This window comes from Roseococcus sp. GW821-FHT12F05 (assembly GCF_058806835.1).
Window position 1 is genome coordinate 278,473 of record NZ_JBXAQB010000003.1, and the last position, 14,340, is coordinate 292,812.

Genomic DNA, 14,340 nt, shown 5'->3' on the forward strand with positions numbered 1-14,340 from the left:
GGCGAACCAAACGATCCGGGGAACAGCCTTGCCGACAGCCGCCCAACGCCTGGTGGATTTTCTCGCCGCCCAGGGAATCGACCGCGCCTTCTGCGTCCCCGGCGAAAGCTACATCGCCCTGCTGGAGGCGCTGCACGACGCGCCCATCGACCTCGTGGTCAACCGGCACGAGGGCGGCGCGGGCTTCGCGGCCATCGCGGACGCCAAGCTCACGGGGCGGCCCGGCGTCTTCCTGGTCAGTCGCGGGCCCGGCGCCTGCAACGCCGCCATCGCGCTGCACACGGCCGAGCAGGACGCCATTCCGCTCATCCTGCTGATCGGTCAGGTCGAGGCGCGCGACCTGCGCCGCGATGCCTTCCAGGAGATCGACTACGGCCACATGTTTGGCCGCTTCTGCAAGTTCGTGGGCGAGGCGACGCGCCCTGAGCAGGTGCCCGAGCTCATCGCCCGCGCCTATGCCATGGCGATGCAGGGCGTGCCCGGCCCGGTGGTGCTCTCGCTGCCCGAGGACGTGCTGGACATGGAATGCGCGGCCGTGGCGCCGCAATACAGCCTGGCCACGCCCGCCGCGATCGCGCCTTCGGACGTCGCGCGAATCGCGGCCGCGCTGGCCGAGGCGGAGCGGCCCATCCTGCTTGCCGGCCATGGCTTCGAGAGCCCCGAGGGCCGCGCCGCGCTGGCCCGCTTCGCCGAGGCCTGGCACCTGCCCGTCGCGGTGTCCTTCCGCCGGCAGGACCTCTTCGACAACCACTCGCCGCTCTATGCCGGCGACATGGGGCTGCGGAACCCGGACGCGCAGCGCGAGGCCTTCGCCTCGGCCGACCTGATCCTGGCGCTGGGCACGCGGCTGACCGACATCACCACCCAGGGCTATTCCTGGCCGGCGCCGGGCCAGAGGCTGATCCACCTCTGCCCTGACCCGAAATTCCTGAACTGGCTCTTCCCGGCCGAGATCGCCATCGCGGCCGACGCGCTCGCCTTCATCGCGGCCATGCCGGCCTCGAACGTCCCACCCGGCCGCAAGGCCTGGGCGGAGAAGCTGCGCGCGCTGCACGTCGCCGATTGCCAGGTGAAGCCGCGCGACTGGCCTGATGGGTTGCCCTTCGCCGAGGTTGCCCAGGCCGTCGGCGCGGCTCTGCCGGATGACGGGATCATCACGCTGGATGCCGGCACCTTCGGCGCGCCCTTCTACCGCAAGGTGTCCTACGCGCCCGGCCAGCGGCTGCTCGTGCCGATCTCCGGCGCCATGGGCTTCGGCGTGCCGTCGGCCGTCGCCGCCACGCTGCGCTGCCCCGGCCGGACGGTGGTCTGCGGGGTGGGAGACGGCGGCATCCTCATGACCGGCGGCGAGCTCGCCGTGGCGGTGGAGCGCAACCTGCCCATCAAGCTGCTGCTCTCGGAGAACCTGGGCTACGCCTCCATCCGCATCCACCAGGAGCGGCAGCATCCCGGGCGCGTCAGCGGCACCATGTTCGCCAATCCCGATTTTTCCCACTGGGCCCAGGCCTTCGGCCTGCCGGTCACGCGGGTGAACACGCGCGACGACTTCCCCGCGATGCAGGAGGCCATCCGCAGGCCGGGCCCGGCGGCGCTGCTGGTGAAGACCTCGATGCAGGCGGTGCTGCCCTGAGGGGCCGCGGTTGGGGAGACGGAGATCTCATCTCCGGGAAGCTTCCGGCGCCTGCGTGAATCACAACCCGGCTTTCATGCTCTGAAAGTCGATACGGGATACAGTTCATGGCGATCGCCCTTGTGCACTTCAATCACTCCGCCAGGGGCAGCATCACCACCTGGCCGAATATTCGCGCGTCCTTGTGGAGCACCAATTACGGCGACATGCTCGTCTGTGCCGCGATCGTGCGGCAGCTGGACGCGGCCAAGGGCGTCAGGCTCATCTTCCGGAGCACCCTGAAGGCGCCGGTGGATCATGCCATCATACGCGGCTCGACCTACCTGCACCGGGACTTCGACTTCACCGGCGCGAACATCACGATGGACAGCATCAAGGCACCCGTCGCGATCGTCGGGCTTGGCGCGCAGAACCCGACCCTCGACCCGCATTTCCTGGACAATCACCGGGGAGCGCGGGATTTCATCGCCAGGCTGAACGAGAAATCCAGGAGCATCTCCGTCCGCGGCGCGTTCACGGCGGATATCGTCGAGCGGCTGGGCGGAAAGAACATCCGCGTCACGGGATGCCCCTCGCTGTTCTACAATCTGCGATGCCCGTCGATCCACGTTCCGGAGATGCTTCGGCTGCCGCAGCGGACGATCGGCGTCTCCATCCATTCCGCCCTCACGGACAACATCTTCTGCCACGCGCCCGAAGCGGCGCTGGAGAAGCACGGCCAGGCGATCGCCTGGGCCATGGCGAACTCGGCCGCCGTTCCGATCTTCGAGCAGGGCAATCTCGTCGAGCACGACGCCGCGGATCGCGGCCTGGGCTTCGAGGAGCGCCGCGCCGCCGCGCAGGAGATCATCGCGCGCATCGGCGCGGACCGCGTTTTCTCTCCCGAGGATCTGATGGCCCGGATGGTCAGCCTGAGAAACATCGAGGAATGGCTGGGCAGGGTGCGCGACGTGGATGCCATGATCGGCTTCCGGTTCCACGGAAACATGATCGCGCTTCTGCAGGGGAAGCCCTGCTATTACTTCACCTATGATTCGCGCCTGAAGGAATTCAACGATCTCTACGGGCTGCCGAGCCAGGACGTGACGGAGCCGTGGACCGACCCTGCCGAAGCCATGGCCAGGCATGACTGGGACGACACGAACTCGCGAATAGCCAGGATTTTCAAGGAGCTGAAGGAGTTCTATTCGGAGAACGGCTTCAAGAGCCTGTTGGAAGAGACGCCGGGCTGAGCTCCTCTCAATCCGCCCGCCGCGTATAGGCCTTCCATCCCGCGGCGCGCAGGTCGCAGGCGGGGCAGGCACCGCAGCCATAGCCCCAGGGGTGGAGCGTGCCGCGCTCGCCCTTGTAGCAGGAGTGGCTTTCGACCCGGATGAGCTCCACGAGCGTCTTCCCGCCCAGCGATTCCGCCAGCCGCCAGGTCTCGGCCTTGTCGAGCCACATGAGCGGCGTGTGCAGCACCAGCCGCGTGTTCATGCCGAGGTTGATGGCGGCCTGCAGCGCCTTGATCGTGTCGTCGCGGCAGTCGGGATAGCCCGAGTAGTCCGTCTCGCACATGCCGCCGACGATGTGCTTCAGCCCGCGGCGATAGGCGAGCGCGGCGGCGAAGGTGAGGAAGATCAGGTTGCGGCCGGGGATGAAGGTGTTGGGCAGCCCATCCTCGCGCAGCGCGATCTCGGTCTCGCGGGTGAGCGCGGTCTCGCTGATCTGGCCGAGCACGCCGAGGTCGATCGTGTGGTCCATCCCCAGCTTGTTCGAGGCCATGCCGGCGCGCAGCGCATCGCGGCAGGTGAGCTCGACGGCGTGGCGCTGGCGGTAGTCGAAGCCGAGCGTCTCCACGTGATCGAAGCGGTCGAGCGCCCAGGCGAGGCAGGTGGCGCTGTCCTGCCCGCCGGAGAGAAGGACGAGGGCGCCGTTCGTCATGCCTGCAGCCTTTCCACGGCCCATCGCGCGGCCTCGGCGACGACGGGGTCCGCATCCTCGCACAGCGCGCGCGCGGTGGGCAGGAGGGTGGCGTCGCCGCTGTTGCCGATGGCGTTCAGCACGTTGCGGGTGAAGCGGTTGCGGCCGATGCGCTTGATGGGGGAGCCGGAATAGCGCGCGCGGAAGGCGGCGTCGTCCAGCGTGGCGAGCATCGCCAGGGGCGGCGCGATCTCGTCGCGCGGCGCCAGCTGCATCTCCGCGGCTTCGCGGGCGAACTTGTTCCAGGGGCAGACGGCCAGGCAGTCGTCGCAGCCGTAGATCCGATTGCCCATGGCCTCGCGGAACTCGTGCGGGATGGGGCCGTGATGCTCGATGGTGAGGTAGGAGATGCAGCGCCGCGCATCGAGCCGGTAGGGCGTGGGGAAGGCCGAGGTGGGGCAGGCGTCGAGGCAGGCGCGGCAATTGCCGCAATGGTCGGTCTCACCGGCGTCGGGCGTCAGATCGAGCGTGGTGTAGATCTCGCCGAGGAAGAGCCAGGAGCCGTGCGTGCGGCTGACGAGGTTCGTGTGCTTGCCCTGCCAGCCGAGCCCGGCCTGCGCGGCGAGCGGCTTCTCCATCACAGGGGCGGTGTCGACGAAGACCTTCAGCTCGCTGCCCTTGAAGTGCCGCACCATCCACTGGCCGAGCGCCTTGAGGCGCTTCTTCACGAGGTCGTGATAGTCGCGGCCCTGGGCATAGGCGCTGATGGTGGCGCGGCTTTTTTCCGCGAGGCTGGCGAGGGGATCATAGGAGGGGCCGTAGTTCAGCCCGAGGGCGACGACGCTGACGGCCTCGGGCCAGAGGCGGCGCGGCTGGGCGCGCTGGTCGCGGCGGCCTTCGAGCCAGCCCATGGCGCCATGCGCGCCGGTGTCGAGAAAGGCGTCGAGATGCGCGCGGGCGGAGTCCGGGAGCAGGGCCTGGGTGAAGCGGGCCACGTCGAAGCCTTGCGCCAGGGCCTCGGCGCGGATGGCTTCGGCGGCTTGATCCGGCGACCGATTCAGACCTCCGCGCCTTCCGGCGCTCCAGTCATCGGGCGCCACGGGCCTCACCCCTTCGGAAGGATGGCCGTGGCCTCGATCTCGACCTTCGCCTCCTCCTCCACCAGCGCGCCCACCTGCACCAGCGTCATCGCCGGGAAGTGGCGGCCCATCACGGCGCGATAGGCGGGGCCGAGCTCGGCCAGGCTCGCGCGATACTCGCCGATATCGGTCACGAACCAGGTGAGGCGCGCGATGTCCTCCGGCCTGCCGCCGGCCTCGGCCAGCACGGCGAGGATGTTCTGCAGCGCCTGCCGGACCTGCGGCACGAAGCCCTCGGCGAAGCGGCCGGTGGCGTCCCAGCCGATCTGGCCGCCGACGACGACGAGGCGGCCCTCGCCCATCAGGCCGTTGGCGTAGCCCTTGGGGGCGGGCCAGCCCTTGGGTTGCAGCGCGGTGAGGCTCATGGGGCGAGGCTTTCGCAGGAGGCGGCGCGGTGCGCAAGGGTCATGGCGTGCCCTGCCGGAGGGCGAAGCGCTGCAGCTTGCCCGAGCCGGTCTTCGGCAGTTCCGGCACGAAGACGACCTTGCGCGGATATTTGTAGGGCGCGATCTCGGCCTTCACATGGTCCTGCAGGGCCTTGGCCGTGGATTCGTCGGGCGTGTGGCCCTGCTCCAGCACGACGAAGGCGGTGACGACCTGGCCGCGCGCCGGATCCGCCGTGCCGACGACGCCGCATTCGCGCACGGCCGGATGCAGCAGCAGCGCGACCTCCACCTCGGGCCCGGCGATGTTGTAGCCGGAGGAGACGATCATGTCGTCGCTGCGGGCCTGGTACCAGAAGTAGCCGTCGGCATCCTGGACGTAGGTGTCGCCGGTGATGTTCCAGCCCTTCTCGACGTATGTCCGCTGGCGTGGATCGGCGAGGTAGCGGCAGCCCGTCGGCCCGCGAACGGCGAGGCGGCCGGGCGTGCCGCGCGGGACCTCGTGGCCGTCCGGGTCCACCACGCGCGCCTCGTAGCCGGGGACGACGAGGCCGGTGCTGCCGGGGCGGACCAGCTCCTCGGGCGCGCCGATGAAGATGTGCAGCATCTCGGTGGCGCCGATGCCGTCCATCAGCTTGATGCCGGTCTTCTCCAGCCAGAGGTCGAAGATCGGCTTGGGCAGGGTCTCGCCGGCGGAGACGCATTTGCGCAGCGAGGAGATGTCGAAGCCCGCGGCATGCGCGGCCATCGCGCGATAAGCCGTGGGTGCAGTGAAGCAGATGGTGGCGCGGTATTTCGCGATGGCGGGCAGCAGCTCCTCCGGGCTCGCGCGCTCCAGCAGGATGGCGGTGGCGCCGACGCGGAAGGGGAAGAGCACGAGGCCTCCGAGGCCGAAGGTGAAGGCCAGCGGCGGCGAGCCGATGAAGCGATCGTCGGCGTCGGGCTTCAGCACGCGTGCGGAATAGGCGTCGCAGATCGCGAGCATGTCGCGATGGAAGTGCATCGTGCCCTTGGGCTCGCCGGTGGTGCCGGAGGTGAAGCCGATCAGGCAGGTGTCGTCGGCCGCGGAATCGAAGGCGGCGAAGTCGGGGCTGGCGGCGGCGCAGCGGGATTCGAGGTCGCCGTCGCCCCAGAGGACCAGGTGCCGCAGGTCCGGCGCTTCCGCCTTGCGCATGTCCTCGGCGAGCCTGAAGTCGCAGAGCGCGTGGGTGATGCGCGCCTTGATGCAGATCTGGCTGATCTCGCGCGCCCGCAGCAGCGGCATGGTGGCGACGACCACGCCGCCCGCCTTCAGCACGGCGAAATAGGCGGCGACCATCCAGGCATTGTTCGCCGAGCGCAGCAGCACCCGGTTGCCAGGGATGAGGCCGAGCTCGCCCACCAGCACGTTGGCGATGCGGTTCACGCGCTCGGCGAGCTGGGCGTAGGTCAGCGCCTCGGCGGGCGTGACGATGGCAAGGTGGTCAGCGCGGGTGGCGAGGTTGGCGTCCAGCAATTCCGTCGCGCAGTTGAGGCGCGCGGGGTAGGGGATGGGCAGAAAGTCAGGCCATTCTCCCGATGGCGGGAGGTTGTCGCGCGCGAAGCTGTCCATGCTCACATCCTCTCCCGCTCGGCGCGCGCGATGATCACGCGCTGGATCTCCGAGGCGCCCTCGTAGACGCGGAGGGCGCGGACCTCGCGCGTCAGCAGCTCGGGGGCGGAGCCGCTGACGACGCCGAGCCCGCCATGCAGCTGCGCGCAGGCATCGGCGACGCGGCCGGCGGCCTCGGTGGCGTGCAGCTTGGCCATGCTGGCCTCGCGCGAGACGCGGGGCGTTCCCTGGTCCTTCAGCCAGGCGGCGCGATAGACGAGGAGCGCGGCGGCATCGACGTCGACGGCGGCGTCGGCGATGGCGGCCTGGGTCATCTGCTGATCGAAGAGCGCGGCGCCGAAGAGCTTTCTCGATGTCGCACGCTGCAGCAGCAGATCGAGGCCACGGCGCGCGAAGCCCAGCGCCGCCGCGCCGACGGTGGCGCGGAAGACGTCGAGGGTTGCCATGGCGACCTTGAAGCCGTCGCCGGGTGCGCCGACGCGGTGAGCGTCAGGGACGCGCACATCCTCGAAGCGCAGGCGGGCGAGGGGATGCGGGGCGGAGACCTCGATGCGCTCGGCGATGGTCGCGGCCTCGCCCGGCATCCAGAAGGCAGTCAGGCCGCGCGCGCCGGGCGCCTCCCCGCTGCGAGCGAAGACGAGATAGCTGCCGGCGATGCCGCCATTGCTGATCCAGGTCTTTTCGCCGGAGATGCGCCAGTGGGCGTTTCCATCGCGCGTCGCCGTCGTGGTCAAGGCTGCGACGTCACTGCCAGCCTCCGGTTCCGACAGCGCGAAGGCGGCGAGGGTGGTGCCGGCGCGCACGCCGGGCAGCACCTGCCGCTTCAGCGCCTCGCTGCCGAAGAGGGTGATCGCGCCGGTCCCCAGCCCCTGCATCGCGAAGGCGAAATCCGCGAGGCCCGAATGCCGCGCCAGGATCTCCCGCGCGAGGCAGAGGCTGCGGACGTCCAGCACGCCATCCTCCGGCACGGCGATGCGGAGCAGCCCGGCCTCGCCCATCGCGCGGGCCAGGGCGCGCGTGCTGCCGTCGGCGTCGCGATGGTCGGTCGGGCGTTCGGCGTTCGCGGCGGCCCAGGTCTCGACCTCCTCGGCGAAGGCGCGGTGCCGTGCCTCGAAGAAGGGCCAGTCGAGGAAGGACCGGTCCGCCATCAGTCGCCCTTGAAGATGGGCGTCTGCTTCGCCGCGAAGGCTTGATAGGCGCGGCGGAAATCCTGGGTGGTCATGCAGAGCGCCTGGGCCACGGCCTCGGCCTCGATGGCCTGCTCCACGCCCATGGCCCATTCCATGGCGAGCATCCGCTTGGTCATGCCATGCGCGAAGCCGGGGCCGGCGGCGATCTCCTCGGCCAGCGCGTGGGCTTCCGTCATCAGCGCCTCCTCGGCGACGATGCGGTTGAAGAAGCCCCAGCGCTCGCCCTCTTCCGCGCGGAGCGGGCGGCCGGTGAAGAGCAGTTCGCTGGCGCGCCCCTGGCCGATCAGGCGCGGCAGGATGGCGCAGGCGCCCATGTCGCAGCCGGCGAGGCCGACGCGGTTGAACAGGAAGGAGGCGCGCGCCCGCGGCGTGGCGAGGCGGATGTCGCTCGCCATGGCGATGATGGCGCCGGCGCCGGCCGCGATGCCATCCACGGCAGCGACGATGGGCTGCGGGCAGGCGCGCATGGCCTTCACCAGCTCACCGGTCATGGCGGTAAAGCGCATCAGGCCCTTGGTGTCGCGCTCCAGCAGCGGCCCGATGATCTCGTGCACGTCGCCGCCGGAGCAGAAGTTGCCGCCGGCGCCGGTGACGATGAAGGCCCTGACAGCATCGTCCTTCGCGGCTGCGCGGAAGATGGCGGACATCTCCTCGTAGCTCTCGAAGGTCAGCGGGTTCTTCCGTTCGGGACGGTCGAGGGTCAGCGTCACCACGCCGCCCGCGGCCTCGAGGCGCAGATGCTGCGCGGCATAGTCGGCGAGGGGGATCATTCCGTGTCGAGCCTGTCGCGGATGGAGGTTTTCGCCCGTCCCAGCAGGCGATGCAGCTGCGCGCGCTCGGCCTCGGCGAGGCTGCCCAGCAGCTCCGCGATCCAGCCCTCATGCGCGGCGGATTGCCGGGCGAATTCGCGCGCGCCGCGCGCCGTCAGCCGCAGCCGGAAGGCGCGGCGGTCGCCGGCGTCGAGGCGGCGCTCCACGAGCCCCTCCGCCTCCAGCCGCGTGGCGAGGCCGGTGACGTTGCCGTTGCTCACCATCATGCGACGCGAGACGTCGCCGAGCGTCATTCCTTCGCCGTTGCGGTCCAGCGCGGCGAGGAGATCGAAGCGGGGCAGGGTGGTGCCGAACTCCACGCGCAGGCGCTTGCGGATCTCGGCCTCGATGAGGTTCGCGCAGGTGAGCAGGCGGAGCCAGAGCCGCAGCGAATCCTTGTGGCCGGGCGCGGAATCGGCGAGGGCTGTCTCGGCGTCCATCAGATCTCACCCCCACTCACCGGCAGCGCCGCGCCATGGATGCCGCGTGCGGCATCGGTGCAGAGATAGGCGGCGAGGCCCGCGATCTCCTCCGGCAGCAGCAGGCGGCCCTGCGGGTTGCTTTTCGCAAGTTCGGCGCGCGCGGCGTCCTCGTCGCGGCCGGTCTTCGCCGCGATGCGCGCGATGCTCTCCGCCAGCAGCGGCGTCTCGGTGAAGCCCGGGCAGATGGCGTTGACGGTCACGCCCCTGGACGCGACCTCCAGCGCCAGCGCGCGGGTGAAGCCGAGCAGCGCGTGCTTCGCCGCCACATAGGGGACGACATAGGCATAGCCCTTGAGCGAGGCCGTGGAGGCGATGTTCACGATGCGCCCGAAGCCGAGCTGCAGCATACCCGGCAGCACAGCCCGCGAAAGGGCGACGGCGCTCATCAGATTCGCCTCCAGCGCCGCGCGGAAATCCGCGTCGGTGGTCCGGAGGAAGGGCATGCTGGCGGCCGAGCCGGCCGCGTTGATGAGGAGCGAAAATCCCGACAACGGCGGCGGCGCGCAAGCGTCGCCGACCAGGATCGAGCTGGCCGCGCCGGACTCGACCGCAGCCCGCAGCGGCGCCTCGCGTCGGCCCAGCACCGTCACCTCCGCGCCGGCTTGCGTGAGTGCCCGCGCGCAGGCCAGGCCGATGCCGGTCCCGCCGCCGCTCACCAGGGCCCGCTGTCCTACGAGGGAGTGCATATTTTAAGCTTAAAGCATTGCGGGCCACCTTCCTTCAAGCGTAATTTGGAGGGGCAGAACGATGGAGACGGCCATGCGCATCGCGGTCATCGGCGGCGGCCCCGCCGGGCTCTACTTCGCGATCCTGATGAAGCGTGACCGCCCTTCGGACGACGTCACGGTGGTGGAGCGCAACCAGGCGGACGATACCTTCGGCTTCGGCGTGGTGTTTTCCGATGCGACGCTGGACGCGTTCCGCGAGGCCGACGGGCCCTCCTATCGCGCGATTGCGGAGAGCTTCGCCTATTGGGACGATATCGAGATCCATGCGCGCGGCGCCACGCATCGCATCGGGGGCAACGGCTTCTGCGGCTGCTCGCGGCGGACGCTGCTCACGCTGCTGCAGAGCCGCGCGCGGCAGCTCGGCGTGGTCCTGGAATTCGGCCGGGACGCGAAGCCGGAGGATTTTCCGGAGGCCGACCTGATCGTCGCGGCGGATGGCGTGAACAGCCCCATCCGCACCGCGCATGCGGAGCATTTCCGGCCGGAGGTCGATCTCCGGCCGAACCGCTTCGCCTGGATGGGCAGCACGCGGCCGCTCGACGCCTTCAACTTCTTCTTCGAGGAGCGGCCCGAGGGCATCTTCATCGCGCATGCCTATCAGTACGAGGCGGGCGCCAGCACCTGGGTGCTGGAGACGGATCCCGAGACCTTTGCCCGCGCCGGCCTCGGCCGCATGGATGAGGCGCAGAGCGCGCACTATCTGGAGGGTGTCTTCGCCGAGGCGCTGCAGGGTCATCGCCTCATCACGAACCGAAGCCACTGGCGGCAGTTTCCGATGATCCGCTGCGATCGCTGGGTGAAGGGCAACCTCGTCCTGCTCGGCGATGCCAAGGCCAGCGCGCATTTCTCCATCGGCTCCGGCACCAAGCTCGCCATGGAAGATTCGATCGCGCTGCACGGCGCCTTTCTGGCCGGCGGCGACGTCGCCACCTGCCTGCACCGCTTCGAGACCGGCCGGCGCGAGGAGGTGGAGAAGACCCAGCACGCGGCCGACGTCTCGCTGGTCTGGTTCGAGCATGTGCACCGCTTCTGGGACTTTTCGCCCGCGCGTTTCGCCTTCGGCGTGATGACGCGCAGCAAGGCCATCACCTGGGACAACCTGCTGCTTCGCGCTCCGGAGTTCGTGCGGGAAGTCCAGGAGGTGGTCGCGGCGGAGACGCCGGGCGGAGACCCGGAGAAGCCACCGATGTTCCAGCCCTTCCGGCTGCGCGGCATGGCGCTGCCCAACCGCGTCGTTGTCTCGCCCATGTGCATGTACTCGGCGGAGGAGGGCGTGCCCGGCGATTTCCATCTCGTGCATTACGGCGCCCGCGCGATGGGCGGCGCCGGCCTCCTCTTCACCGAGATGACCTGCCCGGCGCCCGATGCGCGCATCACCCCGGGCTGCGCGGGGATGTGGAACGACGCGCAGCAGGCGGCCTGGACGCGGATCGTCTCCCTCGCGCATGCACATGGGGCGAAGATGTGCCTCCAGCTCGGCCATGCCGGCCGCAAGGGCGCGACGAAGCTCATGTGGGAGGGCATGGACCAGCCGCTGGAGTCCGGCGCCTGGCCGATCATCTCGGCCAGCGCCATTCCCTACTATCCGCACAGTCAGGTTCCGCGCGCGATCGACCGCGCCGATATGGACCGCGTGAAGGCCGAATTCGTCGCGGCGGCCCGGCGCGGCATCGCGGCCGGTTTCGACATGCTGGAGCTGCACTGCGCCCATGGCTATCTGCTGGCGAGTTTTCTGTCTCCGCTCACCAATCACCGCGAGGACGAGTACGGCGGCCCCGCGGAGAACCGCCTGCGCTTCCCGCTCGAAGTCTTTCGCGCGATGCGCGAAGCCTGGCCCGGGGATCGCCCCATGTCCGTCCGCATCTCCGCCACCGACTGGGCCGATGGCGGCATCAGCGACGAGGACACCCTCGCCATCGCCCGCGCCTTCCACGCGGCGGGCGCCGATCTCATCGACGTCTCCACCGGCCAGACCGTGCACGACGCCGAGCCCGTCTATGGCCGCATGTTCCAGCTCCCCTGGGCCGACATGCTGCGCAACGAGGCCGGCGTCGCCGTGATGTGCGTGGGCTCCATCACCACAGCCGACCAGGTGAACACCATCATCGCCGCCGGCCGCGGCGATCTGGTGGCGCTGGCGCGCCCGCATCTGACGGACCCTTCCTTCACGCTCCATGCCGCCGCAGAATACGGCGTGCGCGGCGTGAACACGCCCGTGCAGTATGGCCCAGGCAAGGACGCGCTGTTCCGCAACACGAAGCGCGCGCGGGAGGATCTGATGGAGCTGCGCCGCAAGGCCAAACCGGCGAGTCACGCGCCAGCGCCTCTGAAGCGCGCGGCCGAATGAGCGGCGCGCGCCGGCGCCACAAGGCGCCTCCGCCCCCCGTCCTCATCGCCGGCGGCGGCATCGGGGGGCTGACGCTCGCCCTCTCGCTGCACGAGCGCGGCATCCCCTGCCTGGTCCTGGAGGCCGCGAAGGAGGTGAAGCAGCTCGGCGTCGGCATCAACACGCTGCCGCACGCGATCCGCGAGCTGGCCGCGCTCGGCCTCCTGCCGGCGCTGGACAAGGTGGGCATCCGCACGCGCGAGCTGCGCTACCTCAACCGCTTCGGCAGCCGGATCTGGACCGAGATGCGCGGCCTCTACGCGGGGCACGACACGCCGCAATTCTCCATCCATCGCGGGCGGCTGCACGGCGTGCTCTGGCAGGCGGCGCAGGAGCGGCTGGGCAAGCAGCTCGTCTCCGGCATGCGGCTGGTGGGCTACGCGCAAAGCGGCGGCAGCGTGACCGCGAATTTTTCCGATGGTTCCAGTATCCGAGGCTCGGCGCTGATCGGGGCGGACGGCATCCATTCCGTGCTGCGCGGAAAGCTGCACCCTGATGATGGCGGGATCCGCTGGAACGGCATCCAGATGTGGCGCGGGGCCACCGACTGGCCGGCTTATGAGGGCGGCGACACCATGGTCGTCGCCGGCGACATGAAGGAAAAGCTGGTCCTCTACCCGATCGGCGCGGGTGCCACGGCGGGCACGCGCCTCACCAACTGGGTCGTCTGCGCGCAGATCGGCGATCCGGAAAAGCCGCCGCCGCGGCGCGAGGACTGGTCGCGCCCCGGCACGCTGGAGGATGTGCTGCCCCATGTGCAGCGCTTCCGCGTGCCCTGGCTCGACGTCGAGGCGCTCGTGCGCGCGACGCCGGAATTCTGGGAATATCCCATGTGCGATCGCGACCCGCTGCCCTTCTGGACGCAGGGCCGCGTGACGCTGCTCGGCGACGCCGCGCACCCCATGTATCCGGTCGGCTCCAACGGGGCATCGCAGGCCATCCTGGATGCGCGCGCGCTGGCGGCGCTTCTGGCCGAAAAGCCCGTCGAGGACGCGCTCGCGGCCTATGAGGCCGCGCGCCTGCCCGCCACGCGCGAGCTGGTGCTGACCAACCGCCGCGGCGGGCCTGAGCGCGTGGTGGACGTGGTCAGCGAGCGCGCGCCGGACGGCTTCGACAAGCTGGAGGACGTGATCGCCATCGACGAGCTGGCCGCCATTGCCCGCGGCTACGCGCAGATGGCAGGTTTCGCGCGATGAGAATCCAGATCGAACGCCGGGGCGACGTCCGGCATGTCACCGTCGCCAATCACGCCAAGCTGAACACGCTGGGCTCGCCGCTGCTGGAGGCGCTCGCGCAGGCCTTCCATGTCGAGGACGACATCCGCGCCGTCGTGCTGACCGGCGAGGGCGACCGCGCCTTCATCGGCGGCGCCGACATCAAGGAGATGGGCGCCGTCACCACGCCCGCCGGCGGCGAGGCCTTCATCCGCCGCGTGCACGGCGCCTGCGCCGCCATCCGCGCGTGCCGTGTGCCGGTCATCGCGCGCATCCAGGGCTGGTGCCTCGGCGCGGGGCTGGAGATCGCGGCGGCCTGCGACCTGCGCATCGCCGCGACGGCGGGAAAATTCGGCATGCCGGAGGTGCGCGTCGGCATCCCCTCCGTGGTCGAGGCGGCGTTGCTGCCGGGGCTGATCGGTTGGGGCAGGACGCGCCGCCTGCTGCTGCTCGCCGAGACCATCGACGCCGAGGAGGCCGAGCGCTGGGGCTTTCTCGAGCGCGTCGTGCCGATGGAGGCGCTGGACGCCGCCGTCGACGAATGGGTGGACCTCATCCGCGAGGCCGGCCCCATCGCCATCGCCAACCAGAAGGCGCTGATCCGGGAATGGGAGGACCTGCCCATGAGCCAGGCCATCGCCGCCGGGATCACCGCCTTCGCGAAGTCCTTCGAGACGAAGGAGCCCAACGAGATGATGGGCCACTTCCTCTCGCGCCGGCGCTGAGAGGCCATCTCTGCCTCCGGTCCGAAATTTGCGTTTCCCGATATTTACTTTCCTCTGACGCCGTCAGTCTGACCTCTGCCACGCGAATAGAGCAGAGACATGAGAATTCGGCGCAGGGTCAAATAACGGTGATTTGACGGTAGGGACGTATCCTGGTCGAG

General features: G+C 69.9%; 13 protein-coding genes. 5 read left to right on the plus strand and 8 right to left on the minus strand.

Going from position 1 to position 14,340, the window contains the following annotated elements:
• Window positions 1–28 precede the first annotated feature (28 nt).
• A complete protein-coding gene (locus AC1ROY_RS09740; RefSeq protein WP_493148604.1) occupies window positions 29–1,630 on the plus strand; it encodes a thiamine pyrophosphate-binding protein in 1,602 nt (533 codons plus the stop codon).
• 107 nt (window positions 1,631–1,737) lie between these two features.
• Entirely contained in the window at window positions 1,738–2,862 is a 1,125-nt protein-coding gene (locus AC1ROY_RS09745; RefSeq protein WP_493148605.1) for a polysaccharide pyruvyl transferase family protein, read from the plus strand.
• Window positions 2,863–2,869: 7 nt separating this feature from the next.
• Here the strand turns inward: AC1ROY_RS09745 and queC are convergent, their stop codons facing one another.
• From queC to AC1ROY_RS09785, 8 genes are read right to left on the minus strand one after another with little or no spacing between them, the layout of a single operon-like run.
• A complete protein-coding gene (queC, locus tag AC1ROY_RS09750) occupies window positions 2,870–3,553 on the minus strand; it encodes a 7-cyano-7-deazaguanine synthase QueC (RefSeq protein ID WP_493148606.1) in 684 nt (227 codons plus the stop codon).
• Complete coding sequence (queG, locus tag AC1ROY_RS09755; protein ID WP_493149018.1) at window positions 3,550–4,593, minus strand: tRNA epoxyqueuosine(34) reductase QueG; 1,044 nt, start codon at window positions 4,591–4,593, stop codon at window positions 3,550–3,552. The genes queC and queG overlap by 4 nt, the downstream gene beginning before the upstream one ends.
• A gap of 44 nt (window positions 4,594–4,637) precedes the next feature.
• The gene (locus AC1ROY_RS09760; protein ID WP_493148607.1) at window positions 4,638–5,036 is read right to left on the minus strand and encodes a RidA family protein; all 399 of its coding nucleotides are present in this window, start codon (window positions 5,034–5,036) and stop codon (window positions 4,638–4,640) included.
• Window positions 5,037–5,076: 40 nt separating this feature from the next.
• Entirely contained in the window at window positions 5,077–6,645 is a 1,569-nt protein-coding gene (locus AC1ROY_RS09765) for an AMP-binding protein (RefSeq protein ID WP_493148608.1), read from the minus strand.
• Window positions 6,646–6,647: 2 nt separating this feature from the next.
• Window positions 6,648–7,793 (minus strand): acyl-CoA dehydrogenase family protein, encoded by a 1,146-nt coding sequence (locus AC1ROY_RS09770; protein ID WP_493148609.1) that lies wholly within the window; start codon window positions 7,791–7,793, stop codon window positions 6,648–6,650.
• A complete protein-coding gene (locus AC1ROY_RS09775; protein WP_493148610.1) occupies window positions 7,793–8,605 on the minus strand; it encodes an enoyl-CoA hydratase family protein in 813 nt (270 codons plus the stop codon). The genes AC1ROY_RS09770 and AC1ROY_RS09775 overlap by 1 nt, the downstream gene beginning before the upstream one ends.
• Window positions 8,602–9,084, minus strand: a complete 483-nt coding sequence (locus tag AC1ROY_RS09780; protein WP_493148611.1) for a MarR family winged helix-turn-helix transcriptional regulator — start codon at window positions 9,082–9,084, stop codon at window positions 8,602–8,604. Before AC1ROY_RS09780 ends, AC1ROY_RS09775 begins: the two co-directional genes overlap by 4 nt.
• Complete coding sequence (locus AC1ROY_RS09785) at window positions 9,084–9,812, minus strand: SDR family NAD(P)-dependent oxidoreductase (RefSeq protein WP_493148612.1); 729 nt, start codon at window positions 9,810–9,812, stop codon at window positions 9,084–9,086. The genes AC1ROY_RS09780 and AC1ROY_RS09785 overlap by 1 nt, the downstream gene beginning before the upstream one ends.
• 73 nt (window positions 9,813–9,885) lie before the next feature.
• On the opposite strand from AC1ROY_RS09785, the gene AC1ROY_RS09790 reads away from it, so the two are divergent.
• The 3 genes from AC1ROY_RS09790 to AC1ROY_RS09800 are packed head-to-tail and all read left to right on the plus strand — an operon-like array spanning window position 9,886 to window position 14,179.
• Window positions 9,886–12,201, plus strand: a complete 2,316-nt coding sequence (locus AC1ROY_RS09790) for a bifunctional salicylyl-CoA 5-hydroxylase/oxidoreductase (RefSeq protein ID WP_493148613.1) — start codon at window positions 9,886–9,888, stop codon at window positions 12,199–12,201.
• Window positions 12,198–13,436, plus strand: coding sequence for a flavin-dependent oxidoreductase (locus AC1ROY_RS09795; RefSeq protein ID WP_493148614.1), 1,239 nt, complete (start codon window positions 12,198–12,200; stop codon window positions 13,434–13,436). The genes AC1ROY_RS09790 and AC1ROY_RS09795 overlap by 4 nt, the downstream gene beginning before the upstream one ends.
• Window positions 13,433–14,179 (plus strand): enoyl-CoA hydratase, encoded by a 747-nt coding sequence (locus tag AC1ROY_RS09800; RefSeq protein ID WP_493148615.1) that lies wholly within the window; start codon window positions 13,433–13,435, stop codon window positions 14,177–14,179. Before AC1ROY_RS09795 ends, AC1ROY_RS09800 begins: the two co-directional genes overlap by 4 nt.
• The last annotated feature ends 161 nt before the right edge of the window (window positions 14,180–14,340 follow it).

Bases quoted from the DNA above. Each gene is read 5' to 3' on its own strand.
- AC1ROY_RS09765 (WP_493148608.1), bottom strand. From the start codon at position 6,645: ATGGACAGCTTCGCGCGCGACAACCTCCCGCCATCGGGAGAATGGCCT.
- AC1ROY_RS09780 (WP_493148611.1), bottom strand. From the start codon at position 9,084: ATGGACGCCGAGACAGCCCTCGCCGATTCCGCGCCCGGCCACAAGGAT.
- AC1ROY_RS09775 (WP_493148610.1), bottom strand. From the start codon at position 8,605: ATGATCCCCCTCGCCGACTATGCCGCGCAGCATCTGCGCCTCGAGGCC.
- AC1ROY_RS09785 (WP_493148612.1), bottom strand. From the start codon at position 9,812: ATGCACTCCCTCGTAGGACAGCGGGCCCTGGTGAGCGGCGGCGGGACC.
- AC1ROY_RS09790 (WP_493148613.1), top strand. From the start codon at position 9,886: ATGCGCATCGCGGTCATCGGCGGCGGCCCCGCCGGGCTCTACTTCGCG.
- queC (WP_493148606.1), bottom strand. From the start codon at position 3,553: ATGACGAACGGCGCCCTCGTCCTTCTCTCCGGCGGGCAGGACAGCGCC.
- AC1ROY_RS09770 (WP_493148609.1), bottom strand. From the start codon at position 7,793: ATGGCGGACCGGTCCTTCCTCGACTGGCCCTTCTTCGAGGCACGGCAC.
- AC1ROY_RS09800 (WP_493148615.1), top strand. From the start codon at position 13,433: ATGAGAATCCAGATCGAACGCCGGGGCGACGTCCGGCATGTCACCGTC.
- AC1ROY_RS09760 (WP_493148607.1), bottom strand. From the start codon at position 5,036: ATGAGCCTCACCGCGCTGCAACCCAAGGGCTGGCCCGCCCCCAAGGGC.
- AC1ROY_RS09795 (WP_493148614.1), top strand. From the start codon at position 12,198: ATGAGCGGCGCGCGCCGGCGCCACAAGGCGCCTCCGCCCCCCGTCCTC.
- AC1ROY_RS09745 (WP_493148605.1), top strand. From the start codon at position 1,738: ATGGCGATCGCCCTTGTGCACTTCAATCACTCCGCCAGGGGCAGCATC.